Below are 23,773 nucleotides of genomic sequence, written 5' to 3' on the forward strand. Positions count from 1 at the left end.
GCGCCGGCCTGCCGCCGGCGCGACGCGTTCGAGACTCGATTAACCGGCGTGGCGCCCCGACCGGCGCGACGCGCGCGGGCGGCGCGGCCGCCCTCGTCCTTTCAGGAACCTCCACCATGGCCCACGTTCCCCAGATCCGGATACCCGCCGTCTACATGCGCGGCGGCACCAGCAAGGGCGTGTTCTTCCGCCTCGACGACCTGCCGGAGGCCGCGCGCGTGCCGGGCGCGGCGCGCGACCGGCTGCTGCTGCGCGTGATCGGCAGTCCCGACCCTTACGGCAAGCAGATCGACGGGATGGGCGGCGCGACGTCGAGCACCAGCAAGACCGTGATCCTCTCGAAGAGCGCGCGGCCCGGTCACGACGTCGACTATCTGTTCGGCCAGGTCTCGATCGACAAGGCCTTCATCGACTGGACCGGCAACTGCGGGAACCTGTCGGCCGCGGTCGGCCCGTTCGCGATCGCGGCGGGCCTCGTCGACGCGTCGCGCGTGCCCGCCGACGGCATCGCCACCGTGCGGATCTGGCAGGCCAACATCGGCAAGACCATCGTCGCGCACGTGCCGATCACGGGCGGCGAGGTGCAGGAGACGGGCGACTTCGAACTCGACGGCGTGACTTTCCCGGCCGCCGAGATCCAGCTCGAATTCCTGGACCCGGCCGCCGACGAGGACGGTGCCGGCGGCGCGATGTTCCCCACCGGCAACCTGGTCGACGACCTGGAAGTGCCCGGCATCGGCACGCTGAAGGCGACCATGATCAACGCCGGCATCCCGACCATCTTCGTCGAGGCCGAGGCGATTGGCTACACCGGCACCGAGTTGCAGGACGCGATCAACGGCGATTGCGCCGCGCTCGCGCGCCTCGAGGCGATCCGCGGCTACGGCGCGCTGCGCATGGGCCTCATCGGGACGCTCGACGAGATCGCCACGCGCCAGCACACGCCGAAGATCGCGTTCGTGGCGCGCCCGGCCGACTACGTCGCGTCGAGCGGCAAGACGGTGGCGGCCAAGGACGTGGACCTGCTGGTGCGTGCGATGTCGATGGGCAAGCTGCATCACGCGATGATGGGCACCGCCGCGGTGGCGATCGGCACCGCGGCCGCGATTCCCGGCACGCTCGTGAGCCTCGCGGCGGGCGGCGGCGAGCGCGAGGCGGTGCGCTTCGGGCATCCGTCCGGCACGCTGCGGGTGGGCGCGCAGGCCAGCCGCGCGAGCGGCGAGTGGGTCGTCACGAAGGCGATCATGAGCCGCAGCGCGCGCGTGCTGATGGAAGGCCAGGTGCGCGTGCCCGGCGACGCGTTCTGAGGCTCGCGGCAGCCCGCGCGGCGTGGGTGCGTGCGGGCGCTGACGTGACAGCGGGCGCGGCCGCGACGCGGCGCGCCGAACGGAGGCCGGAATGAACGTGGCGATGCCGCTGGCGGGCGTCGAAGTGCTCGAACTCGAAGGGCTCGGCCCCGCGCCGCTGGCCGGCTGGATGCTGGCGGCGCTGGGGGCGCGCGTGACGCTGGTGGCGCGCCCGGGCGGCCGCGCGGGCGGCCCGCCCGGCCTGCAGGCGCGCGACGGCGACCTGCTGCGCGAGGGCAAGACCGTGGTCGAATGCGACCTGAAGGCGGCCGGCGCGCGCGAGGCGATGCTCGACCGGATCGCGCGCGCCGACGTGCTGATCGAGGGCTACCGGCCCGGCGTGATGGAGCGGCTCGGCCTCGGGCCGCACGCCTGCGCCGCGCGCCGGCCGTCGCTCGTCTATGCGCGCATGACGGGCTGGGGCCAGCACGGGCCGCTCGCCGGGCGCGCCGGCCACGATCTCAACTACGTCGCGCTGACCGGGCTGCTCGCGCTGGCCGTCAAGCCGGGCCAGATGCCGGTGATCCCGCCCACCGTGGTCGGCGACGCGGGCGGCGCGCTCGGCCTGGCGTTCGGCATCGTCAGCGCGCTGCTGGCCGCGCGCGCCAGCGGGCGCGGCCGCGTGGTGGACGGTGCGATCGTCGATGTGGTCGCGATGCTCGGCGCGCTCGCGCTGTGGGCGCGCGAGCACGGGCAGCTCGGCGGGCCGGATGGCGCGAGCCTGTTCCACGACGCGCCGTTCTATGCCGTCTACCGCTGCGCGGACGGCGCGTGGATCAGCGTGGCCGCGCTGGAGCCGGCGTTCTACCGCCGCTTCGTGGCGGGCTTCGGGCTCGACGGCATCGATCCCGAGGCGCAGTACGCTCGCGAGACCTGGCCCGCGCTGAAGACGCGCTTCGCCGCGCATTTCGCGAGCGCGCCGGCGGCGTTCTGGTGCGAGCGCTTCGCGGATGCCGACGCGTGCGTGGCGCCGGTGCTCGATTTCGAGGCGGCCGCGCGGCACCCGCACAACCGCGCGCGCGGCGTGCATGCTTTGACCCCGGACGGGGCGCTGCGGGTCAAGGTGGCGCCGCGCTTCACCTGGCTCGATGACGAGCCGGCCGCCTGCGGCGAATGAGGCAGACCTGAGGCAGACCTGGGGGAGACCTGGGGGAGACCTGAGGCAGGCGCGCGGGCGCTGCCGGGCGGTCGCGCGGCGCGCGTGGGGGGCGGTGGCGCGGCGACGCAGCTTGGCCGCCCCGGCGTGCTGGCGCCCGTCAGGCCGCCGAGGCCTGCACCTCGTCGGCGCGCGCCTCGCCGAGCCGGTTGACGGTGCCCTGCGCGACCGCGACGAGGCGCTCGTCCTTGCCGACCGCCACGAACACGTGGCACTGGCAGGTGGCCTGGTTCTTGCCGCCGTACAGCAGCTTGGCGCGCGCGATCAGGCGGCCGTGCGTCGCCGGGCGCAGGTAGTTGATCTTGTATTCGCCGGTGACGACGCGCGGGCCGAGCGCGAGCGCGCCCGCGAAGGTCAGCGCATTGTCGGCGAGATAGCTGATCACGCCGCCGTGCACGAAGCCGTGCTGCTGCCGCAGATCGTCGCGAATCGGCAGGCAGAGCGCGACTTCGTCGCCGCCCATCGTCATGAGTTCGGTGCCGAGCAAGATGCTGAACGGCTGGGCGAGCAGCGCGCCGCGCGCGTGGTCCACGATATCCGTCATCGACGTTCCTTGGTTCAATGGGGCGCCGCCCCGCGCGGCCGACGGGGGCCGGCCGCCTGCGCTCCACTCTAGGAAGCGACCAGCCGATACGCAAGGAGATTCGGGGAAGGTGCGCGACGCGGCCGCGTGGCCGGCGCGCCGGCGGGGCGGCCGTGGCGGCCGCCGCGGGCGGGCCGGATGCGCGGATCGCAGGCGGTATTGCGCGGGCCGCGCGCTGGGGCCGCCGAACGCGGCCCGCGCGGTGCGATCAGGCGCCGGCGGGCAGCGCGGCGTAGGCGGTCGCGAGATGATACGGCGTGGTGGACGGCAGGTCGGCACGCGAGACCTCGCCGGCCGCGGTCTTGCATTCGAACCAGCCGCGCGGGTGCAGGAAGCGCGCCGCGAAGCGCTCGATCTGCGTGGCGAGCGCGGGCGAGCCGGCGTGCTCGCCGCGCGTGGCGAGCGCACGCAGATATTCGGTCTGCGCCCAGATCCGCTGCGTCGCGTCGAGGCAGGCGCCGTGCCCGTCGACGGCCGCGCACACGCCGCCCGTGGCCGGATCGACGCCATGCCGCTCGGCGAACCGGTAGGCGCGTTCCAGCGCGTCGGCGAGGCCGGTCGACGCGAGCCGCCGGCCCGCCGCACTGACGAGATAGAACCACTCGAACTGGTGGCCCGGCTCGACGCGGTTGCCGGGCGTGCCCAGCGCCAGCTCGGCGACGCAGCCGGTGGCCGGATCGACGAAGCGCTGCTCGACGGCGCGCGCCGTGCGCAGCAGCGCGGCGTCGAACGCGGCGTCGCCGAACGCCGCGCCGGCCGCGAGCCATGCCTCGGTCAGGTGCATCAGCGGATTCTGCAGCGGGCCGCCGCCATCGAGGCGCGCGAAATCCTCGGCGCGCGCCGCGTCGAGGCAGGCGTCGCCGGCGGCCGGCGCGAAGCGGTCCTCGATCAGCGCGGCGGTGTGCTCGGCCACCTTGCGCGCGTCGCCGTTGCCGGACGCGGCGAAGTACGCCGCGCAGGCGAACACGACGAACGCGTGGGTGTACAGATCCTTGCTGCGATCGAGCGGCGCGCCGCGCGCATCGACGCTGTAGAACCAGCCGCCGTGCCGCGGATCGCGGAAATGGCGGCACAATGCGTCAAACAGCGTCTGCGCGTGCGCCAGCTCGCCGGCGTCGGCGAACACGAACAATTGCCGCGCGCAGGCCATGGCCCGATAGCGCGTGACGGGCAGCGGCGCATGCGTGTCGGCGCTCAGCGCTTCGAACGGCAGTCCGATTGCCGTGTCGAAACCGGGGCCTCGCCACAGCGGCAGCAGGATTTCCGCGAAATGCCGGCGCAGTTCGGCAGCCTGGACGGAAGCGGGACGGGTAGCGGACATCGTCAAAACTCGTGGATCGAACAAAGTGCGGCAGCGTGCTGCCGGCCGGATCCGGCTGTCCGGCCCGGCCGCGCCGATGCGCCGACACAATAACAGGAAGGAGAGCGCACATGCTCAACAACGTCGAACTCATCTTGCGGCTGCTGCTCGCGGCCGTGCTCGGCAGCGTAATCGGTTTCGAGCGGGAGCGTTTGTCATGGGCGGCCGGCCTGCGCACGCACATGCTCGTCTGCGTCGGCTCGGCGCTGATCATGATCGTTTCCGCGTTCGGCTTCGCCGACGTGCTCGGCAGGCCCCAGGTGGTGCTCGATCCGTCGCGGATCGCGGCGCAGGTGGTGTCCGGCATCGGCTTTCTCGGCGCCGGCTCGATCCTGATGCGCGGCGAGATCGTGCGCGGGCTGACCACGGCCGCGAGCCTGTGGTCGGTCGCGGCGGTCGGGCTCGCCGTCGGCGGCGGGCTCTACGTGGCGGCGGTCGCGGCCACCGTGATCGTGCTGGTGATCCTGGCCGGCATCAAGCCGCTCGAGCGGCGCTACATCACCGTGCGCCAGCGTCGGCACATGCTGCTGCTCGTCGATCGCGGCTCGATGACGTTCAGCTCGCTGCATGCGGCGCTCGGCACCGACGCCGCGCGCGTCAAGCAGTTCGTCGTCCAGCAGAGCGAGGAGCAGCCCGACTGCGACGACGTGACGATCTCGCTGGCGCGCGTTTCGTCGGTCGAGTACGAGCGGATCTGCGCGCGGCTGCGCCAGCTGCCCGGCGTGCAGACGTTCAAGGAGCAGGAGGGCGTGGCGAGCGCCGAATGAGGCCCGGGCCCGAATCCGGCCGAACTTGATCGCGATGGCCCGGCCGCTCGATGGCAGCCCGCAGAGCGGCCCGGCGGCGCGCGCGGCCGGACCGGTTCGGCCGGCTCGCGCCGTCCGGCATGAGACAATGCCGTCTTCCGTCCCCGAGGACCTTTCCTGTCGCTTGCCAGGCCGAGGGCATCGCGCGCCGCGCGCCGCGCCCCGGTGATCTGCCGTGGTAGTCATTGCTCCATGATCGAATCCCGCGTCTCTCCCCATACCCGTTCCACCCGTGCAGGCCGGCCGTCCCGCCGGCGCAGCGCCGCCGCCAACGCCGGACAGCCGGACCGCAATGTCGCGCCGGCCGACGCCGAGGGCACGGCGCACGACGAGGCGAGTCCGGCCGCCGGGCCGCGCGACGCGTACACGCTCGACCTGTTCGGCGGCCTGCCGGCGGGGCCGCCCGCGCGCGAGGCGGCAGCGCCGCCGGAGGCGGCCGGCGCGACCGCCGAGCCGCAGCCGGAGCACGACACGCGGCAGGGGAGCCTGGCCGGCTTCGACTGGCCCACCGACGCGGCGGTGCCGCCGGCGCGCGCCAGCGCGGCGGACTTGCCCGCCCTGGGCGCGCACCGCGGCGGAGATGGGCCGGCGCAGGAGGCGGTCTCGCCGGCGGCCGGGCAAGCGATGCCGGACGCACCGGCGGCGGCGCTTGCCGCCGGGCGCGGCGACCATCGGCAGGCGCGGGCGTTGGAGCAAGCCGCCGCGGCCGACGCGGCGCGTGATGCGAGCGACGCCGCGCCGGCCGCGGCGCCGGCGGCGACCGGAAAGGCCGCGGCTTCGGCTACGCCGGCTCGCCAGGCCGGCGCGCCCGCCGCGCTTGATGCGCTTGGTGCGCACGTTGCGCCCCGCCAGGACCTGCCGGCGCCGGCCCCCGAGCGGCCCGCGTCTGCGGTCGCGGTGCCGGAGCCGGCAGCGTCGATCGACGTGGTCGAAGTGGCGGCCGCCGTGCAGGAAACCGTCGCCGGTCTCGCGGCCGGAACGGGCGAGGCCGCGGCGTCGGCGCCGGCACGGCCGGCGCGCAGCGGCGCCCGGCGCCACGCCGGGCGCAACGTCGAACCGGCCGGTGCGCCGGCCAGGCGCCGCAAGGCCGGCGCGTCCGCCGACGAAGTCCGCCCGCTGGCGGCGGCACCGAGCGTCCCGGCCGCGCCGGCGCCGGCCGACGCCATGCCGCCAGACGCCGCGGGCGGCGGCATGCCGGCGGCAGCCGAGCCGGCGCCGCCGGCCGTCGATTCCGATGCGCCGCAGCGGGCGCTGGCCGACCGGGTTCGCGCGCTGCAGATCGAGACGGTCGACCTGCGCCGCGCGGCCAACGGCGAGATGCGCCGCGTGAATCGGCTGCTGCTGGCCCTTGCCGTGGTCGTGCTGGCCGGCATCGCGGCGCTCGTGGTTCAGGCGCTGGCACTGTCGAACGCACGCGGCGAAGCGGCCGCGCTGCGGCAACGCGTCGATCGCCTCGTGTCGTTGCAGGAGACGCAGCAAGCCGATCTTGCGGCCATGCAGCAACGCAATGAGGCGCTCGGTGCGCAGGTTCAGCGGCTGACCAATCGGGGCACGATTGCCGCACCGCGCCAGCCTGTATCGGCGCCGGTCCGGCACGAACGTCGCAGACGCTGAGCAGAAAGCGGGAGAGCACCTTGTGCGTCGCCTTGCCGCGTCGCATCGACGACACAGCATGTTGCGCTGCACTAGTGTTGATCGGGGAAAACCCTTAATATTCTTTTTAGGGATAACCCTGATCAACCTACTGTCGGGAGCTGCAAATGACCCTCATTTTCGCGCTGCTTCAAAAGATCGACGATCTGTTCGTTTCGCCGCATCTGCCGCTCGACCGCGACTATTCCTACGCCGCCCGCCATGCGGAAGCCGAGCGTCAGCGCAAGGCGCAGATCTCGCGCGTCGGCCTGATCCGTCGCTGAGCGGCTGCCGGCGCTGGCTGCCGCCGCCATCGCCGCCGCCGCCTTCGCTTCATTCGTCGTTTTCTCTGCGTCAGCTTCCGGCTATCGGCGCCGCGTCATCGCCCGCCGGCCCGGTTTGGCGCCGTTGCGGGTCGGGCGCCTTGCCGCGCGCGGCCGCGGCCGCGCCGGTTGGTTTTCTCCCCCTTTTGGCTCCCCCGGTTTGCCGCTGATGGGCGCCCGCCGTTCGGCTCAGGCCGCAAGGCGCGGCATCCGTCCGGCTAGCCTGCTTGCCCGCATTCCATTCCATTGCATTTCGTGTCGCGCCGTCGGCGCGGCCGTCGCATGGCCGCCATGAAGCGACGCAGCCCGCGCACCGATGCCGGGGCGCGGGCTGCATGCCGGATCGCGCCCGGCTTGTCAGCGCGGCGCGGTCATCGCGTGCCGGCCTTCCAGGTTTTCAGCAGCAGCGCGTTCGTGACGACACTCACGCTCGAAAACGCCATGGCCGCGCCGGCGATCATCGGATTGAGCAGCCCGAACGCCGCGAGCGGCACGCCCACCAGGTTGTAGACGAAGGCCCAGAACAGGTTCTGCCGGATCTTCCGGTAGGTGCGGCGCGAGATGTCGATCGCGGCCGCGACGAGCGCCGGGTCGCCGCGCATCAGCGTGATGCCGGCCGACTGCATCGCCACGTCGGTGCCGGTCGCCATGGCCATGCCGATGTCGGCGGCGGCCAGCGCGGGCGCGTCGTTGATGCCGTCGCCGACCATCGCCACCACGCCGCGGCTGGTCGCCTTCAGGTCGCCGATCACGCGCGCCTTGTCGTCGGGCAGCACCTGTGCGTGGACTTCGTCGATGCCGAGCGTGCGCGCGACCGCTGCCGCGCTGCCGCGGTTGTCGCCGGTCACGAGCGCGGTACGGATGCCGAGCGCGTGCAACTGCCCGATCGCGTCGCGCGCGCCCGGCTTCACGGTATCGCCGAAGGCGATCAGCGCGAGCACCGCCTGCGGTGCGTCGAGCCGCATCAGCCAGGACACCGTGTTGCCGGCCGCCTCGAGTTCGGCCGCGCGGGCCTTGGCGCCGGCCGGCATCTCGATGGCGAGCTCCGCCAGCCAGCGCGCGCTGCCGATCGCATAACGCGTGGCGTGGCCCGCCGCGCCGACGCGGGCCTCGACGCCGCGCCCGGCCACTGCGCGCGCCTCGGCCACCGGCAGCGCGGCCGCGCCGGCGGGCGCCTCGCGCTCGAACGCGGCCACCATCGCGCGCGCGAGCGGATGGTCGCTCTGCCGCTGCACGGCGGCGGCGATCGCGAGCGCCTCGCCGCGCGCGAGGCCGAGCGCGTCGAACGCCGTCACCGCCGGCTTGCCTTCGGTGAGCGTGCCGGTCTTGTCGAAGGCGACCACGGCGGCGCGCTGCGCGAGTTCCAGCGCAAGCGCGTCCTGGATCAGCACGCCGTGCCGCGCGGCCACGCCGGTGCCGGCCATGATCGCGGCCGGCGTGGCGAGGCCGAGCGCGCAGGGGCAGGCGATCACGAGTACCGCCACCGCGTCGAGGATCGCCGTTTCGGTGTCCGCGCCGGCCAGCAGCCAGCCCGCCAGCGTGACCAGCGCAATCGCCAGAATGACCGGCACGAACACCGCGCTGACGCGATCGACGAGGCGCTGGATCGGCGCCTTCTCGGCCTGCGCCGATTCGACCAGCCGGATGATGCGCGCGAGCGTGGTCTCGGCGCCGATCGCGGTGGTCTCGACCGTCAGCGCGCCTTCCGCATTGATCGCACCAGCCGTCACGCGGTCGCCGGGCGCTTTCGCCACCGGCAGGCTTTCGCCCGTGATCAGCGATTCGTCGACGTGCGACTCGCCGGCCAGGATCGTGCCGTCCACCGGGAAGCGCTCGCCGGGGCGCACCGCCACGATCGCGCCGACCTGCACCTGCGCGAGCGGCACCTCGCGCTCGGCGCCTTGTTCGACGATGCGCGCCCGCTCGGGGCGCAGCGCGTTGAGCGCGCGGATGGCGTCGGTGGTCTGGCGCTTGGCGCGCGCCTCCAGCCATTTGCCGAAGCGCACCAGCGTGACGATCACGGCCGCCGCCTCGAAGTACAGATGCTCGGCGTGGCCCGGCGCGCGCAGCAGCTGCCACAGGCTCAGGCCGAACGCGGCCGAGGTGCCGAGCGCGACGAGCAGGTCCATGTTGCCGGCGCGCGCGCGCAGCGCGTGCCACGCGGCGCGATAGAAGCGCGCGCCGAAACCGAACTGCACCACCGCCGCGAGCGCGAGTTCGAGCCACGCCGGCAGCGTTGCCGAGACGCCGAACGGTGCCGCCAGCATCGGCGCGACGAGCGGCACGGTCAGGAGCGCCGAGCCGATCAGCAGCATCAGGTCGCGGTGCGCTTCGGCGGCTTTGCGCGATTCGGCGCTCGGGCGGGCGTGGGGCGCGCAGGCGGCCGGCGCCGAATGGGCGGTGGGGGCGGCGCGATAGCCGGCCTTCTCGACGGCCGCGACGAGCTGCGCGGCCGAAACGGAGGCAGCGGCGCTCACGCTCGCGCGTTCGGTGGCGAGATTGACGGTGGCACTCGACACGCCGGGCACTTGCGCGAGCGCCTTTTCGACGCGGTTCGAGCACGAGGCGCAGGTCATGCCGCCGATGTCGAGTTCGATCGCCGTGGTCGGCGAAGCCGGCGCATCACTTGCGGCGGGCGCCGCGTCCACGGCCGGCTTGGCGCGCGGCGTCGGCTGCGGCGCGAACGCCACGGCAACCGGCGCGGCGGCCTCGGACGCGCGCGCCGCCGCGGCGGATGGCACGGCGTGGGCGGGCTCGGCGCGATACCCCGCGGCCGCCACGGCGTCGATCAGCGTTTGCGCGCCGACCTCATGGTCCGCTTCGACGGTGGCCGTCGCGGCGCCCAGATCGACGCGCGCGTGCACGACGCCGTTCACGCCGGCCAGGGCCTGCTCGACGCGTCGCGCGCAGCCGCCGCAGGTCATGCCGCCGACGCGCACGGCAAGGACGTGCGTCGCGGGCCCGGCGTCGGACCCCACGGGCGATTCGGGCGATGTCGTGGGCTGCGGCGCGGGCGGCGTGCCGGAGGCATCGTGCCGCGGCAGGACGCGCGCCGGGTAACCGGCTGCCGTGACCGCCTCGGCGAGCGTCTTCGCATCGACGTCGGGCAGGCAGGTCACGCTTGCCGTCTTGGCCTCGAGATCGACTTGCGCCGTCGCGACGCCGGGAATCTGCGCGAGCGTGCGTTCGACACGGCGCGCGCAGCCGCCGCAGGTCATGCCCTCGATGCGCAACTCGGTTGTCTGGTGGGGCGCGGGATTGGACAGATCAGTCATCGTGAAAACCGGTCGGGTGCGGCCTTAAGCCGACGATGTAATCAGTATCAACCTTCCAACGATGGCAAGGTCAAGCAGGTTTTATCGGTTCGGTCCCCGCTCGTCGCTTCGCTTTCTGCCGGCGCAGGCCGCTATCCGCCGGGTTGCTGCTTTCGCGGCATTCAGCGCAGCGCATCGAGATTCAGCGCGTGCGATTGCCCGATCCAGAGCGCCGAATCGCGGTGGTCGCGCAGCGCGTCGCCGGTATTCGGATGCACGAACACGTCGAGCGCGCCGTGATTCAGCGCCAGCCAGCCGGCCACCGCCGCGAGTTGTCGGTGGTCGAATTCGAGCTGATACGACCACCTCGGATGCGGGCCGACCGGCCGCTCGTGGAAGCGGCCGATTAGCACCAGCGGGCCGAGATGCGCTTCGATCGCCTCGCGCAGCGCCCAGGCGGCGTCGCGGCAGGCGGCATCGAAATAGACGTGCGCGTGCCAGCTCGTGATGCCGGCGGGGTCGAGAAAAGGCATGGATGGCAAGCGGGCAGGCCGGAGTGATCAAGCGCTCATTGTCCGCCATTTGCCGAAAACCTTCGTTCCGGCCCGGCCGCCGCACGATGCGGCCATTCGCGGTCGGCCCGGCGCTCGCCGTATGACGCCGAAACACGATAATCACCGCTGCTTTTCGGCGACTGTTGCGCAGGCCAAATCAAATCGTTGCCAGACAAGGCATGTCTTCGCATGCGGACATTGTTTTTGCGGTGGGCGTCGCGGTACGATTCTCGCGCTCCGGCGCGCCGGATGCGAACGGACGACGCACCCGCCATGAGCATGAGACCGCGCGCGCCGGCCCCAATCAACAAGCACAGCCGACGCTGCGCCGCTCGCCGACCACCATGACAACCCTTCTCCCGTTTTCCGCTGTTCGTCCGTGCGCCGCGATGGCGGTCGCCTGGGTCACCGTGCTCGCCGGTTGCGCCTCGCCGCCGCAACCGGAGGTCGTCGCCCGCCAGACCGGCTGGATGCGCAGCGAGGTGGCCGATTCCTATGTCTATGCCTATCCGCTCGTGATGATGGATCTCGCGCGGCAAGCCGCGGCCGGCGGCGACGGCGCGGCGCCCGTGCCCGTCAACACGCTGAGCGGCGGCGTCGCGCTGCCGCCGCCCGGCGCCACGAACCCGCCGCTGCCGGGCGTCGACACGCTCGACTCGGCGGGCTGGCTCGACGTGGCTGCCGAGCCCGTGCTGGTCACGCTGCCGGATACGCACGGGCGCTATCTGGACGCGCGCGTGCTGGACATGTGGACCAACGTCGTCTGGTCCACCGGGGCCGACCCCAAGCCGCGCAGCGGCTCGGCTCGGGAGCAAACGATTGCCTTCGTCGGCCCCGATTTCCACGGCACGCTGCCGGACGGCGTCAAGCGGGTCGACCTGCCGGCGCACGAGGCCTGGATCGGCGTGCGGATCCGCACCAGCGGCGGCCGCGACCTGAACGAGGCGCGCCGCTGGCAGCGCGCGGTGCGGATCGTGCCGCTGTCGGCGTTCGCGGCGCGCCCCGCGCGCGCGGAGCGCGCCAGCCGCGCGCAGGCGGCGCTCGACGAAACGGCGGCCAACGCCGCCGCGACCTCGGCGACGACCGCCGCGCGCGTCGCGGCGCTCGACGCCAAGGCGTTCTTCTCGCGTTTCGCGGCCGCGTTGCGCGAGAACCCGCCGGTGCAGCCGGACGCGCATGTCGACCAGGTGCTCGACGAGATCGGCGTGAAGGCGGGCAGCGAGGTGGATTGGACCGACGAACGCCTCGCCGCCGCGACGCGCGGCGTCGAGGATGCGCGCGCGCGGCTCGCCGTGCCGCCGTCGAATCTGCTCGCGGCCGACGGCTGGCGCTGGCTCGGCGGCGACGCCGGCCATTACGGGCAGGATTACGCGCTGCGCGCCTACGTGGCGGCCACGCGTTTCGGCGCCGGCGCGCGCGAGGACGAAACCGTCGCCGTGGTGACGGTGGACGGCGACGGCAAGCCGCTCGACGGCGCCAATCGCTACGTGCTGCATTTCGCGCCGCGCGCGCTGCCGCCGGTGCGCGCGTTCTGGTCGCTGACGCCCTACACGGCCGACGGCGCGCTGCCCGAGGTGGGCCGCGGACGGCGCGCGATCGGCAGCTTCGACCGGCTGCGGCGCAATCGCGACGGTTCGGTGGATGTCGTCGTGGCGGCGGCCTCGCCGGGCCGGGCTCATGCGGCGAACTGGCTGCCCGTGCCGCGCGCCGATTTCCAACTGGTGCTGCGCCTGTACGCGCCGAAGGCCGAGGCCACCGACGGCTCTTGGCAGCCGCCGGCTGCGCAGCGGCGCTGATTTTCTTGAAAGTGAGTGCCTGCTTCGAAATATTGGCCGGGACGCGCGGCGCGGCCGTGGCGCTCAGGCCGGGCCCGCCTGGCCGATGCGCGTGACCGGGCAGGCTCGCCGGTGGGTTGCCCGGACGCGTCGGCCATGACGGGCCGGCGGCGCGGTTGCCGGCCGGCCGCCCCGGCACCGGCCCGAGCCAGGCCGCCAAGCTCGGGCGATTCAATCATAAGTGAGCAGTCACTTCATCTCCGATGCAACGGCATCGCGCCGCTCGCCGCGGGTATCGTCTCGTCCCTCGTCTCGGGATTGGCGAAGCCGGCGACGCCGGGCGTGCCGGACAAGCGCCTATACTTCGCACGTTTCCAGGCTTGTGCCCCGATTTTGCCGACGGCGTCCGCCGTCGCTTCACCAGCATCGCTTGCATGACCCGTATCCAGACAAAGCACTCCGACGCGCTCCGTTCCCGACTTGCCCGCAGGCTGGGCGGCCTGCTTCGCGCGCGCCGCACCCGGCGCGTCGTGGCCGGCATGGCGGCGCTCCTCGTGCTGTTCGGCCTGCTCGGCTTTTTCGCGGCCCCGCCGCTGATTTGCCACTTCGCCGAGCAGCAGCTGAGCCGCCAGCTCGGCCGCCCGGCCCGGATCGCCCGGATCGCGCTCAATCCCTACACGCTGCGGCTCGAGGCCGACGGCATTCGTCTGGGCGAGCCGGCCGGCGGCGGCCCGTTCCTCGATATCGCGAAGCTGGTCGTGCGGCCGGCATGGACCTCGCTGCTGCGCGGCGCGCCGATCGTCGACGAGGTGCGGATCGACTCGCCGCGCCTGCATCTGGTCCGCTACGATGCGCAGCGCTTCAATGTCAGCGACCTGATCGAGACATTCTCGAAACCGTCCCCGCAGCCGTCGTCGGGGCCGGCGCGCTTTTCCGTGTCGAACATCCAGATCAACCAGGGCCGGATCGATTTCGACGACCGGCTGCTCGGCGTGCGGCACACGGTGGACCAGTTGACGCTCGGCGTGCCGTTCATCGCGACGCTGGCGTCGAAGGCCGACCTCTTCGTGCAGCCGACGCTGCGGCTGCGGCTCGACGGCAGCCCGATCGCGATCGACGGCCGCACCAAGCCGTTCGCGCGTTCGCGCGAGTCGCGGATCAACCTGAAGTTCGACGGGCTGGACGTGCCGAAGCTGCTGTCCTACGTACCGGCCAGACTGCCCGTCGAGGTGAAGTCGGGCCGGCTGTCGAGCGATCTGGCGGTGAGCTTCGCGATGGACGGCGACGCCCGCACGCTGCGCGTATCGGGCCGCGTCGATCTGGCCGACGCGGACCTGGCCGATGCGCGGGGCCGGCCGCTTTTCGCGGCGCGCCGCCTGCAGGTGGCCGCCGCCTCGCTCGAACCGCTGCGCCGCGCGCTGCATTTCGACGAGATCCGCGTGGCGGCGCCGGTGCTGACGCTGACGCGCGACGCGGCAGGCATGCTGAACGTGCAGCGGCTCGCGGCGGCGCAGGGGGCGCCGGCTGCGCCCGGCGCCTCGCCGCAGGCGGCTGCCTGGTCCGCCGCGGCCGCCGAGGCACCGACGAGTGAAGCGGCCGCCGCCCCGGCCCCGGCCAGCACGCCCCCCGCCGCGACGGCGCCGCCGCGGCCCCTCGACCTCACGATCGCGCGCCTCGCGATCGACGGCGGCACGATCCGCCTCAGCGATGCCTCGGTGTCGCCGCCGGCCGCGCTCACGCTCCAGAACCTGACCACCACGCTCACCGGCTTCACGCTGCAGGGCCGCCAGCCGGCGAAGTTCTGGGTCTCCACCTCGCTCGCGCAGGGCGGCGCGCTGCGCGCGGCCGGCGCGTTCAGCCTCGCGCAGCGGCAGGCGGGCGGTCATCTGGCGCTCGACGCGCTCGCGCTGCCGGCGTTCGCGCCATATCTGGCCGGCGCGAGCCGGGCCAAGCTGATTGCCGGCAAGCTCGGCGCGAGCGTCGATGCGTTCGCCGACTGGTCGAAGGCGCCGCTCGCGGCCAACATCGGCCCGAGCACGCTGACGCTGAGCGCGCTCGAGCTCGGCGCGCCGTATGCGAAGGGGCCGGTGATCGCGCTATCGAAGGCCCGCGTCGGCCTCACGCGCATCGACCTCGGCGCGCGCCGCGCCGAGGTCGCGAGCATCGATCTGGACGGGCTGTCGGCCGAGGTGGCGCGGCTCAAGGACGGCCAGATCGATCTGGCGTCGCTGGCCGGGCCGGCCACGGCGCGCGAGCCGGCGCCCGGTGCCCGTGGCGGCCGTGCGCATCTCGATCGCGGCGCCGAAGCCGCCGCGCCGTGGCACTACCGCATCGGCGCGCTGAACCTGACCGATGGGCAGGCCAGCTTCACCGATTTCTCGACGCCGCGCCCGGTGAGGCTGGCGTTCTCGCCGCTGACGCTGAAGCTCGGCCCGATCGGCGACGATCTGTCGAAGCCGCTGCCGCTGTCGCTGCATGCCACGCTGAACCGCAAGGGCAGCGTCGAGGTCGCCGGCGAGCTGCGCGCCGTGCCGCTCGACGCGCGCCTGCGCATCGACGGCAAGCGGCTCGACGCGGCCGCGTTCGAGCCGTACTTCGGCAGCGCGCTCAACGCGACGATCGCCAGCGCGCGGCTCGACGCGAGCGGCGACCTCGCGGTGTCGCAGGGCGGCGCGGCCACCCGGGCGTCCTATCGCGGCGATCTCGCGCTGCTCGACGTGCGGCTGCTCGACAAGGCCTCGTCGGACCCGTTCGCGGGCTGGCGCTCGCTCGCGCTGTCGAACCTGAAGGCGGATTACGACAGCGCGCGCGGCACCGACCTGGACGTCGCGCGCGTGAGCTTCGCGAACTTCTACGGCCGCGTGCTGCTCGACGCACAGGGGCGGCTGAACCTCAACGACGTGGTGGCCAAGCAGAGCGGCCCGGCCCACTCGCTGACGCGCGACGCGGGCGGCGCGCAGCCGCTGCCGCTCTCGCCGGGCGCCTCCGCGGTGGCGGCCGCGAGCGCGCCGCCGGCCTCGGGCGCCGCCCCGGTGGCACCCGCAGCCGTTGTGTCCGCAACCACTGCCGCGGCCGCCGCGCCGGCTTCCACCCCGGCTTCCGCCTCCGCGATCGTGACGGCCGCGCCGGCGCCGAGCCGGCCGGTGCGGATACGCGTGGGCGAACTGGTGCTGCGGACGGCCGCGTGAGCTACACCGACAACTTCATCCGCCCGAACTACACGGCCGACCTGGTCGCGATCGAGGGCACCGTCGGCGCGTTCGGCACCGAGTCGCAGGCCGCCGCGCCCGTCGACATCGGCGCGAGCCTCGAGGGCAACGGCCCGATCTCGATCCAGGGCTCGGTGAACCCGCTGATCGCCAAGCCGGCGCTCGACCTGACGGCCTCGGCGCACGGCATCGAGCTGACCAACCTCACGCCGTACTCGGCCAAGTACGCGGGCTATCCGATCACGAAGGGCAAGCTCAACGTCGACCTGCACTACCAGCTCGCGGACGATCGGCTCAGCGCCAACAACCACATCTTCATCGACCAGCTCACGTTCGGCGACCACGTCGACAACGAGACGGCCACGAAGCTGCCGGTGCGCCTCGCGATCTCGCTGCTGAAGAACTCGCGCGGCGAGATCGACGTGAACATCCCGGTGTCGGGCTCGCTGTCGAACCCGGAATTCAGCGTCGGCGGGCTGATCTGGCATGCGGTGCTGAACCTGCTGAAGAAGGCCGTGACGGCGCCGTTCTCGCTGCTCGCGAGCGCGTTCGGCGGCGGCGGCGAGGAGCTCGGCTACGTGGAATTCGCGCCGGGGCGCGCGACGCTGTCCGACGCCGCGCAGCGCAAGCTCGACACCGTCGCCGGGCTGCTGGCCGAGAAGCCCTCGCTGCGCCTCGACCTGACGGGCCGCGTCGATCCCGCACGCGACGAGCCGGGCCTGCGCGCGGCCTACGTCGAGCGGCTGGTGCGCCAGCAGAAGTTCGAGGACCGGGTGGGGCGGGGCGAGAGCGTCGATCCGAGGACGCTCACGGTGGCCCCGGACGAAGCCTCGACCTACCTGACGCGCGCCTACAAGGCGGCCGACTTCAAGAAGCCGCGCAACCTGATCGGCCTGCAGAAGACGCTGCCCGATGCCGAGATGCGGCAGGCGCTGGCGGACCACGCACCGGTGAACGAGGCGAGCCTGCGCGGCCTGGCCCAGGCGCGCGCGCAGGCGGTGCGCGAGTATCTGGACGCCAAGGTGGGCGCGAGCCGCATGTTCGTCGTCGCGCCGAAGCTCGACGCGAGCGGCATCGAGGACAAGGGCGCGACCACCCGCGTGGACTTCGGACTCAGGTGAGGCGCGCGGCCGGCACGTCGCGCGGAGGCGGCCGACGCCGGCGGCGGCAGCTTGGCTTGGACGCCGCCTCAGCGTCCCGTCGCGGCGGCCGGTGCCGGCTCGCGCCTGGCCAGCTCCTTGCGCGCCGCGAGCGGGATCCGCGCGTCGTCCCACCCGCTCAGCCATTCCACTTCCTTGACGGTAAACACCTGGCCGTAGTTGCGCAGCGCGTAATGCAGCGAATCGATGATGTGATTGCGGATGATTTCCGGCGTGCGTGTGTCGTCTAGCACGGAGCGGAACGCTTCGAGCGTGGCCATCGTCGGGCTCCGAATAAGGGAAAACCCGCTTATCGCACGTCAATAGTCGTTCGCCAACCCGGAAAAAAAAGTTTCGCGGCCGCGCGCGCCCCAGCGCGTGCGTCAGGCTTGCGCGTCACGCCGCGGCAAGCCGGCGGCCAGGTCGATCAGCAGCGCCAGCAGCATCGACGCCGTGCCGATCGCGAACAGCAGACGGTAATCGCCGCCATGATGCGAGAACACGTAGGACAGCCCGTAGGCGGCGAGCGCCTGGCACAGCGCGAAGCCGGCCGTGGCGGTGCGCCAGGCCGGATCGCGTCGCGCCGGATGGTGCGCGAGCAGCTCGTGCAGGCGGCCGAGCACGAGCGGCACGGTGCCGGTGACGAACGCGCCCACCACCACGCTCGACAGCATCAGCCAGGAGGCGCCGAGCCCGAGCGCCGGGATCGCCACGCCGCCGATCTCGAGCACGAACGCGAGCCGCAGCGCGTTGCCGAAGCCGATCCGGTCGGCCAGCGCACCCGCCACCACCGGCCCGAGCGTGGCGCCGATGCCGAACAGCACCCAGTATGCGGCGCCCACCTGCAGGCTCTGGCCGAGGCCGCGCGTGACGTAGTCGACCAGGAAGATCATGTGCGGCACCCAGCCGGCCGCGTTCAGCGCGTATTCGGCGTAGAGCGCGCGCAGCGGGCGCGTCGCGCCTGGGTGGCGATGCCGTGCCGGCGCGGCGGGGGCGGCCTGCGGCGCGGCCTCGTGCGGCCAGCCGTGCCAGGCGAGCGCCGTGAGCGCGAGCGAGAGCAGCCCGAGGCCGGCCCAGGTGGCCGGCAGGCCGCGCTGCAGCAGCAGCGGCACGACCGTGCCCGAGGCCACCACGCCCACCCCCACGCCCATGAAGATCACGCCGCTCGTCAGGCCGCGCCGCGAGGCGGGGACCTGCTGCAGCACGGTGGGCGCGGCCAGCACCATCAGTGCGCCGCCGGCCAGCCCGGCGAGCAGGCGCCAGCCGAAGAACCAGGCGAACGAGAGCGGATACGCGCAGGCGAGGAACGCCACCGTCGCGAGCAGCATCATCGCGCGCAGCGTGAGCGTGACGCCGGCTCGCGCGGCGGCCTGGCGGCCCGTCAGCGCGCCGAGCAGGTAGCCGGCCAGATTGGCCGCGCCGAGATAGGCGGCCAGCGACGGCGCGAACCAGTGCGCGTCGACGATCGCCGGCAGCAGCGGGGTGTAGGCGAAACGCGCGAGCCCGATACCCACCAGGCTCGCGCAGAATCCGGACAGGGTGGCGCGCCAGACCTGCACGCCGCGCGCGTCGCGCCCGGCGTGGGCGGAGCATTCCGCTTCGCGTGGCATCGTCCCTCCTTCGCTCGATTCGAAACCTGGATGGCTCGAGCCTACTCGCGGCCGTTGATTCATAGAATTGAATTATCAAGATGGGAGCCATCTGAAACAGAGATGGCGGTCGCGCCGAGCGGCCGTTGCCCGGCGCGGCGGCGGGCTCGCTACAATCGTCGCGTCGATAGCCCACGAAGCGTTCCGCTTTTCCGATCATGGATCTTGCCGACCTGAAGACCTTCGAAGCCGTAGCGCGCCATGGCAGCATGAGCAAGGCGGCGGCCGAACTGCACACGGTGCAGTCGAACGTGACCGCGCGGATTCGTGCGCTGGAGGACGAACTCGGCATCGCGCTGTTCCAGCGTCATGCGCGCGGCGTGACCGTCACGCCGGCCGCGCAGCGGATGCTGCCGTTCGTCGGCCGCATCGCGCAGCTCGTCAACGAGGCACGCGCCGCCGCCGCCGATGGCGGCGAGCCTACCGGCACGCTCGCGCTCGGCACGCTGGAAACCACCATGGCGTTGCGGCTCTCGCCGCTGCTGACCGATTTCGCGCGCCGCTGGCCGGAAGTGCGGCTCGTGGTCAATTCGGGCACCACCTCGGGGCTGATGCAGGACGTGATCGACTACCGGCTCGACGGAGCCTTCGTGGCCGGCCCGATTCACCATCCGGCGCTGCATGCCGAGACGATGTTCAGCGAGGAGCTGGTGCTGGTGGCGGGCCCCGCGGTGCGCTCCGCGAAGGAGCTGGCCGGCCGGCCGGACCTGAAGACGGTGGTGTTCCAGTTCGGCTGCTCGTACCGGCAGCGGCTCGAAGCGTTCCTGGCCGGGATGGGCATCGTGGTGGCCAAGCCGCTCGAATTCGGCTCGCTGGACGCGATCGTCAGCTGCGTGGCGGCCGGGGTGGGCATCACGCTGCTGCCCAAGGGCGTGGTGGCCGACGCGGTGGCGGCCGGCGACGTCTCGATCCACCGCGTGCCGAAGGCGCTGGCGCAGGTCGAGACGCTGTTCGTGCGGCGCGAGGACGCCTACGTATCGAGCGCGATGACGGCGTTCCTGCAGATGGCGCGGCAGGCCTACCGGCAGTCGACGGCGGCGCCGCGGCGCGGGCGCCGTGGCATCGAGCCCCGGGCGGTGCCGGCCTGAGGTCTGGTGCCCGGCTGGCCGCGCCGCCCCGGCGCCGGCCGCTCCGCTGCCGTGTCATCGACCGCCCGCCCGGGCACGCGCGATGACCCGATCCGCTGGCGGCGGGCGGCACGCTTGCGCGGTTCGAGGCGGCGCGCATTTCGCGCAATAAATCAGAATGCCAAAGGAAAGGCGAGCGTCTGGAAAGGCGCGCGTCGGGCGCCTGCCATGCCCGATCGTCGCGACTCGTGCGAATCGAGTCCCCCGTCCATTGGCCAAACGGCGAGGCCGGAGCGGGTGAGACGAACGAGCATGAATATGAGGAATTCAGGCATTCATGGGCTCCCGGTGCGGGCCTACACTGGCTTCACCGTCACAGCCGTGACGAAGCCGGCGAAGCCGGCCAACCAATCCCAGGAGTCCATCATGTCCCGTCTTTCCACCCTCGCCCCTGCCGACGCCACCGGTGCCGCCGCGGAGGTGTTCGCGAAGATCCGCAAGGCCGTCGGCAAGGTGCCGAACGCCTACGCGACGATCGGCACGCATCATCCGGAGGCACTCGCCGCGATGCTCGGCGTCGATGCGCTCGTCGCCGGCGGCACGCTCGGCAAGGCCGAGATCGAGACGATCAAGCTCGCCGTCAGCGAGGCGGCCGGCTGTGACTACTGCGTCGCCGCGCACACGCTGGCCGGCAAGTTCGCCGGGCTGTCGCCCGAGACGATGCAGCAGGTGCGCGCCGGCGAGCCGACCGGCGACGCCAGGCGCGATGCGCTGGTGGCCTTCGTGCGCACGCTCGTGACGACGCGCGGCACGGTGCCCGCCGACGCGTTCGAGCGCTTCATCGCGGCGGGTTTCACGGAGCGGCAGGTGGTGGAGGTGAGCCTCGCGATCACGTCGATCACGTTCACGAACCTGATCAATCGCGCGAACGATACGACGCTGGATTTCCCGGCCGTGAAGTGAGTGGCGCTGCACGAGCGGCCGGCGGGAAGCACGCGGCGGCGGCTGCCGTGCCGCGCGGCGGGCGCTCAGGCGGCACCAACGCCGCCTGGGCGCCCGCCGCGGCTTACTGCGTGCGTTGCGCGAGGCCGGCCGTCAGCAACTCGGTCAGCAGGCCGGTCATGCCTTCCGGATGGCCGGCCGCGTGCTTTTGCAGGTCCGCCACCAGTTCGACATTGAGCTTGCAGGCGAACGGCACGAGGCCCTGCGCCTGTTCGATGCGGCGGCGCTCGCGCCGGTCGAGCGCCGCCGCGTCGGCGCTGGCCTTGCCAAAGCGCGCCGAGCCCGACTGCTTCATCGCCTGCGTGAGCTTCAGCGCCTTGTTCTTTTCCAGATCCGTTTTCTTCATGGCCATCGTCGGCACCCGTCATCCCAATCAAATGGGTGCGATTGTACGCATCGCGGTGCCCGAGCGGGTGCCCGGCGTTGCCGATCGCACCGCTGCGTTATCTAAAAAATAAGAGTTTTTGCGCATAAACCAGGCGCCGGCCGCGCCGGGGCCGGCGGCCGCCGCTGGTTTGCCGGATACAATGCGGCAGCCCGTTTTCACGACGACCCGAATTTCGCATGACCCAAGCCTCCCGCGCGTATCTGCTCGGCCCCCTGCTGAAAGGGGTATCGCGCTCGTTCTACCTGACGCTGGCCGTGCTGCCCGCCGGCATGCGCGATCCGATCGGCCTGGCCTACCTGCTGGCGCGCGCGGCCGACACCATCGCCGACACCTCGCTGCTGCCGCCGGCCCGGCGCCTCGAATGGCTGCTGTCGCTGCGCGAGCAGGTGAACGGCACCCCCGACCCGGCGGCGCTGCGCACGATCGCGGCGGAAGTCGCGAGCCAGCAGACCGAATCGGACGAGAATGTGCTGCTCGAATCGCTCGGTCCGGCGCTCGCGATCCTCGCGCAGCTCGACGAGACCGATCGCGCGGCGGTACGCGGCATCGTGACCACGCTCACGCAGGGCATGGAGTTCGACCTCGTCACGTTTCCGGACGAGACCTCGGGTCAGCACGCCGCGCTGCCCGACGGCGCGGCGCTCGATCGCTACACCTACCTGGTGGCCGGCTGCGTCGGCGAATTCTGGACCACCATGACGCTCGCGCATCAGCCGGGCGTGCTGCAGCGCGACGCCGACACCATGAAGGCGCTCGGCATCCGCTTCGGCAAGGCGCTGCAGCTGACGAACGTGCTGCGCGACGCGGCCAAGGACCTGCGGATCGGCCGGTGCTACCTGCCCGCCGACCGTCTCATGCGCGAGCGCATCGCGCCGGCCGACCTGCTCGGCAGCGACGCATCGCGTCTGGCGCGGCCGGTGATGCTCGAACTGGTGCGCGTCGCGCTCGGACACTTTCGAGCGGCGATTGACTACACGTTCGCGATCCCTCCCACCGCGATGCGGCTGCGCCTTGCCTGCATCTGGCCGATCGCGATCGGGCTGATGACGCTGCGGCTGCTGGTGGTCAACGACGCGTGGCTCGCACCGGGCCATGCGTCGAAGGTGCGCCGCAACGACGTCTACAAGGTGATCGCGTGGTCGATCCCGCGTTCGCTGTCGAACGGCTGCCTGCGGCGCTGGTTCGACCGGATGATCGGCGAGATCGAGCGCGTGATCGACGCCTCGCAGGTGACGCGGCACCGCTGACGCTCGAGTCTGTTCCTGCCGCCATCGCCCTCCCGCCGGCGCTCGCGCGGCGCGGCGTTCCATTCATTCTTCACTTCGTGACCGCGAACAGCGTGAGGTTCATGAAGATCTTGAACGCGTAGCCGAGCGCGAGCGCGCCGGCCACGCCGCCGAGCCACAGCAGCACGAACCAGGCCCAGCCGGGCAGGCGGCCCGGGCGGCGTGCAGCGCGCGAGCGGCGGCCGCCGGCCGGCGGCTCAGTGGTGGTAGTTGTGCTGGTCTTCATGGCGGATCTTGCCCCGGAATACCCAGTAACCCATCGTGGTGTAGCCGATGATGATCGGCAGGATCACCGCGGCGCCCACCAGCGTGAAGATCTGGCTCGAACGCGGCGCGGCCGCTTCCCACAGCGTGACGCTGCGCGGGATCGCATACGGGAACAGGCTCACCAGCAGCCCGAGATAGCCGAGCGCGACGATCGCCAGCGCGAGCACGAAGGGCAGCGTATCACGCCGCGCGCGCACGGCGCGGTACATCCACGCGCCGCAGGCCGCCACCAGGAACGGCACCGGCATCAGGTAGGCGAACAGGCCCGAGCCGAACCAGCGCTGGGCCACGGCCGGCTCCTGCAGCGGCGTCCAGACGCTGACGATGCCGATCAGCGCGAGCAGCACCACGGTGAGCGGCCACACCACGCGGTGCAGGCGGCGCTGCAGGTCGCCCTCGGTCTTCGCCACCAGCCAGCAGCAGCCGAGCAGCGCATAGGTGGCGACGAGCCCGAGGCCGGTGAGCAGCGAGAACGGCGTGAGCCAGCCGAACGCTTCGCCGGCGAAGCGGCCGTCGGCCACCGGAATGCCCTGCAGGTAGGCGCCGAGCGCGATGCCCTGGAAGAACGTCGCGCCGGCCGAGCCGCCGATGAACGCGAGATCCCACAGGTGCTTGGTGCGGCGCGCCTTGGCGCGCAGCTCGAACGACACGCCGCGGAAGATCAGACATACCAGCATGAAGACGAGCGGCAGGTAGAGCGCCGGCAGCACCGTCGCGTAGACGATCGGGAAGGCCGCGAACAGGCCCGCGCCGCCCAGCACGAGCCAGGTCTCGTTGCCGTCCCAGACCGGCGCGACCGTGCTCATCATCAGGTCGCGCTCGCGCTCGTCGGGAAAGAACGGAAAGACGATGCCGATGCCCAGGTCGAAGCCGTCGAGCACCACGTACATGAAAAGGCCGAGGGCGATGATCGCGGCCCAGATGACGGTGACGTCCATGAGAGTTCCTTGTGCTTCCGGATGCGGTTCGTGTCGTGG

General features: G+C 72.5%; 18 protein-coding genes and 1 pseudogene. 10 read left to right on the plus strand and 9 right to left on the minus strand.

Going from position 1 to position 23,773, the window contains the following annotated elements; genetic code table 11:
- Positions 1-116: 116 nt before the first annotated feature.
- Together prpF and KS03_RS03540 are read left to right on the plus strand one after the other, a co-directional pair.
- Positions 117-1,307 (plus strand): 2-methylaconitate cis-trans isomerase PrpF, encoded by a 1,191-nt coding sequence (prpF, locus tag KS03_RS03535; protein WP_015878150.1) that lies wholly within the window; start codon positions 117-119, stop codon positions 1,305-1,307.
- 91 nt (positions 1,308-1,398) lie between these two features.
- On the plus strand, positions 1,399-2,463 hold the full coding sequence (locus tag KS03_RS03540; RefSeq protein ID WP_035978987.1) for a CaiB/BaiF CoA transferase family protein: 1,065 nt from the start codon (positions 1,399-1,401) through the stop codon (positions 2,461-2,463).
- 139 nt (positions 2,464-2,602) lie between these two features.
- Here KS03_RS03540 and KS03_RS03545 read toward each other — a convergent pair whose 3' ends face one another.
- Together KS03_RS03545 and KS03_RS03550 are read right to left on the minus strand one after the other, a co-directional pair.
- Positions 2,603-3,046 carry a PaaI family thioesterase gene (locus KS03_RS03545; protein WP_015878148.1) on the minus strand — a complete coding sequence of 148 codons (444 nt, stop codon included), beginning with the start codon at positions 3,044-3,046 and terminating at the stop codon, positions 2,603-2,605.
- A 247-nt stretch (positions 3,047-3,293) separates the two neighbouring features.
- The gene (locus KS03_RS03550; RefSeq protein WP_015878147.1) at positions 3,294-4,406 is read right to left on the minus strand and encodes an AGE family epimerase/isomerase; all 1,113 of its coding nucleotides are present in this window, start codon (positions 4,404-4,406) and stop codon (positions 3,294-3,296) included.
- 110 nt (positions 4,407-4,516) lie between these two features.
- On the opposite strand from KS03_RS03550, the gene KS03_RS03555 reads away from it, so the two are divergent.
- The 3 genes from KS03_RS03555 to KS03_RS32220 all read left to right on the plus strand — a co-directional run bounded on the left by KS03_RS03555 (position 4,517) and on the right by KS03_RS32220 (position 7,167).
- Complete coding sequence (locus KS03_RS03555) at positions 4,517-5,212, plus strand: MgtC/SapB family protein (RefSeq protein WP_015878146.1); 696 nt, start codon at positions 4,517-4,519, stop codon at positions 5,210-5,212.
- 231 nt (positions 5,213-5,443) lie between these two features.
- Positions 5,444-6,865, plus strand: coding sequence for a hypothetical protein (locus KS03_RS03560; protein WP_052690853.1), 1,422 nt, complete (start codon positions 5,444-5,446; stop codon positions 6,863-6,865).
- 146 nt (positions 6,866-7,011) lie between these two features.
- On the plus strand, positions 7,012-7,167 hold the full coding sequence (locus KS03_RS32220; RefSeq protein WP_015878144.1) for a hypothetical protein: 156 nt from the start codon (positions 7,012-7,014) through the stop codon (positions 7,165-7,167).
- Between the two features lie 410 nt (positions 7,168-7,577).
- On the opposite strand, the gene KS03_RS03565 is transcribed toward KS03_RS32220, so the two are convergent.
- Together KS03_RS03565 and KS03_RS03570 are read right to left on the minus strand one after the other, a co-directional pair.
- Positions 7,578-10,481: a heavy metal translocating P-type ATPase gene (locus tag KS03_RS03565; RefSeq protein WP_080942740.1), complete on the minus strand. Its 2,904-nt coding sequence runs from the start codon at positions 10,479-10,481 to the stop codon at positions 7,578-7,580.
- Between the two features lie 161 nt (positions 10,482-10,642).
- Entirely contained in the window at positions 10,643-10,993 is a 351-nt protein-coding gene (locus tag KS03_RS03570) for a DOPA 4,5-dioxygenase family protein (protein WP_015878142.1), read from the minus strand.
- Between the two features lie 365 nt (positions 10,994-11,358).
- On the opposite strand from KS03_RS03570, the gene KS03_RS03575 reads away from it, so the two are divergent.
- Together KS03_RS03575 and KS03_RS03580 are read left to right on the plus strand one after the other, a co-directional pair.
- Entirely contained in the window at positions 11,359-12,810 is a 1,452-nt protein-coding gene (locus KS03_RS03575) for a DUF1254 domain-containing protein (protein ID WP_015878141.1), read from the plus strand.
- Between the two features lie 413 nt (positions 12,811-13,223).
- A pseudogene (locus KS03_RS03580) lies at positions 13,224-17,119 on the plus strand (DUF748 domain-containing protein).
- Positions 17,120-17,187: 68 nt separating this feature from the next.
- Here KS03_RS03580 and KS03_RS03585 read toward each other — a convergent pair.
- Entirely contained in the window at positions 17,188-17,418 is a 231-nt protein-coding gene (locus KS03_RS03585) for a hypothetical protein (RefSeq protein WP_015878139.1), read from the minus strand.
- Positions 17,419-17,520: 102 nt separating this feature from the next.
- The gene (locus tag KS03_RS03590; RefSeq protein ID WP_015878138.1) at positions 17,521-18,747 is read right to left on the minus strand and encodes a YbfB/YjiJ family MFS transporter; all 1,227 of its coding nucleotides are present in this window, start codon (positions 18,745-18,747) and stop codon (positions 17,521-17,523) included.
- 197 nt (positions 18,748-18,944) lie between these two features.
- Between KS03_RS03590 and KS03_RS03595 the strand changes: the two genes are divergently transcribed.
- Both KS03_RS03595 and KS03_RS03600 read left to right on the plus strand, forming a co-directional pair.
- The gene (locus KS03_RS03595; RefSeq protein WP_015878137.1) at positions 18,945-19,874 is read left to right on the plus strand and encodes a LysR family transcriptional regulator; all 930 of its coding nucleotides are present in this window, start codon (positions 18,945-18,947) and stop codon (positions 19,872-19,874) included.
- Between the two features lie 405 nt (positions 19,875-20,279).
- Positions 20,280-20,816, plus strand: coding sequence for a carboxymuconolactone decarboxylase family protein (locus KS03_RS03600; protein ID WP_015878136.1), 537 nt, complete (start codon positions 20,280-20,282; stop codon positions 20,814-20,816).
- 103 nt (positions 20,817-20,919) lie between these two features.
- On the opposite strand, the gene KS03_RS03605 is transcribed toward KS03_RS03600, so the two are convergent.
- Positions 20,920-21,207 carry a hypothetical protein gene (locus tag KS03_RS03605; protein ID WP_015878135.1) on the minus strand — a complete coding sequence of 96 codons (288 nt, stop codon included), beginning with the start codon at positions 21,205-21,207 and terminating at the stop codon, positions 20,920-20,922.
- A 212-nt stretch (positions 21,208-21,419) separates the two neighbouring features.
- Here KS03_RS03605 and KS03_RS03610 point away from each other — a divergent pair, with 212 nt between their 5' ends.
- On the plus strand, positions 21,420-22,490 hold the full coding sequence (locus tag KS03_RS03610) for a phytoene/squalene synthase family protein (protein ID WP_015878134.1): 1,071 nt from the start codon (positions 21,420-21,422) through the stop codon (positions 22,488-22,490).
- Positions 22,491-22,560: 70 nt separating this feature from the next.
- On the opposite strand, the gene KS03_RS03615 is transcribed toward KS03_RS03610, so the two are convergent.
- Entirely contained in the window at positions 22,561-22,755 is a 195-nt protein-coding gene (locus KS03_RS03615) for a hypothetical protein (RefSeq protein ID WP_015878133.1), read from the minus strand.
- Complete coding sequence (gene cydB / locus KS03_RS03620; protein ID WP_015878132.1) at positions 22,727-23,734, minus strand: cytochrome d ubiquinol oxidase subunit II; 1,008 nt, start codon at positions 23,732-23,734, stop codon at positions 22,727-22,729. The genes KS03_RS03615 and cydB overlap by 29 nt, the downstream gene beginning before the upstream one ends.
- Positions 23,735-23,773: the final 39 nt, after the last annotated feature.

This window comes from Burkholderia glumae LMG 2196 = ATCC 33617, assembly GCF_000960995.1.
Taxonomy (GTDB): Bacteria; Pseudomonadota; Gammaproteobacteria; order Burkholderiales; family Burkholderiaceae; genus Burkholderia; species Burkholderia glumae.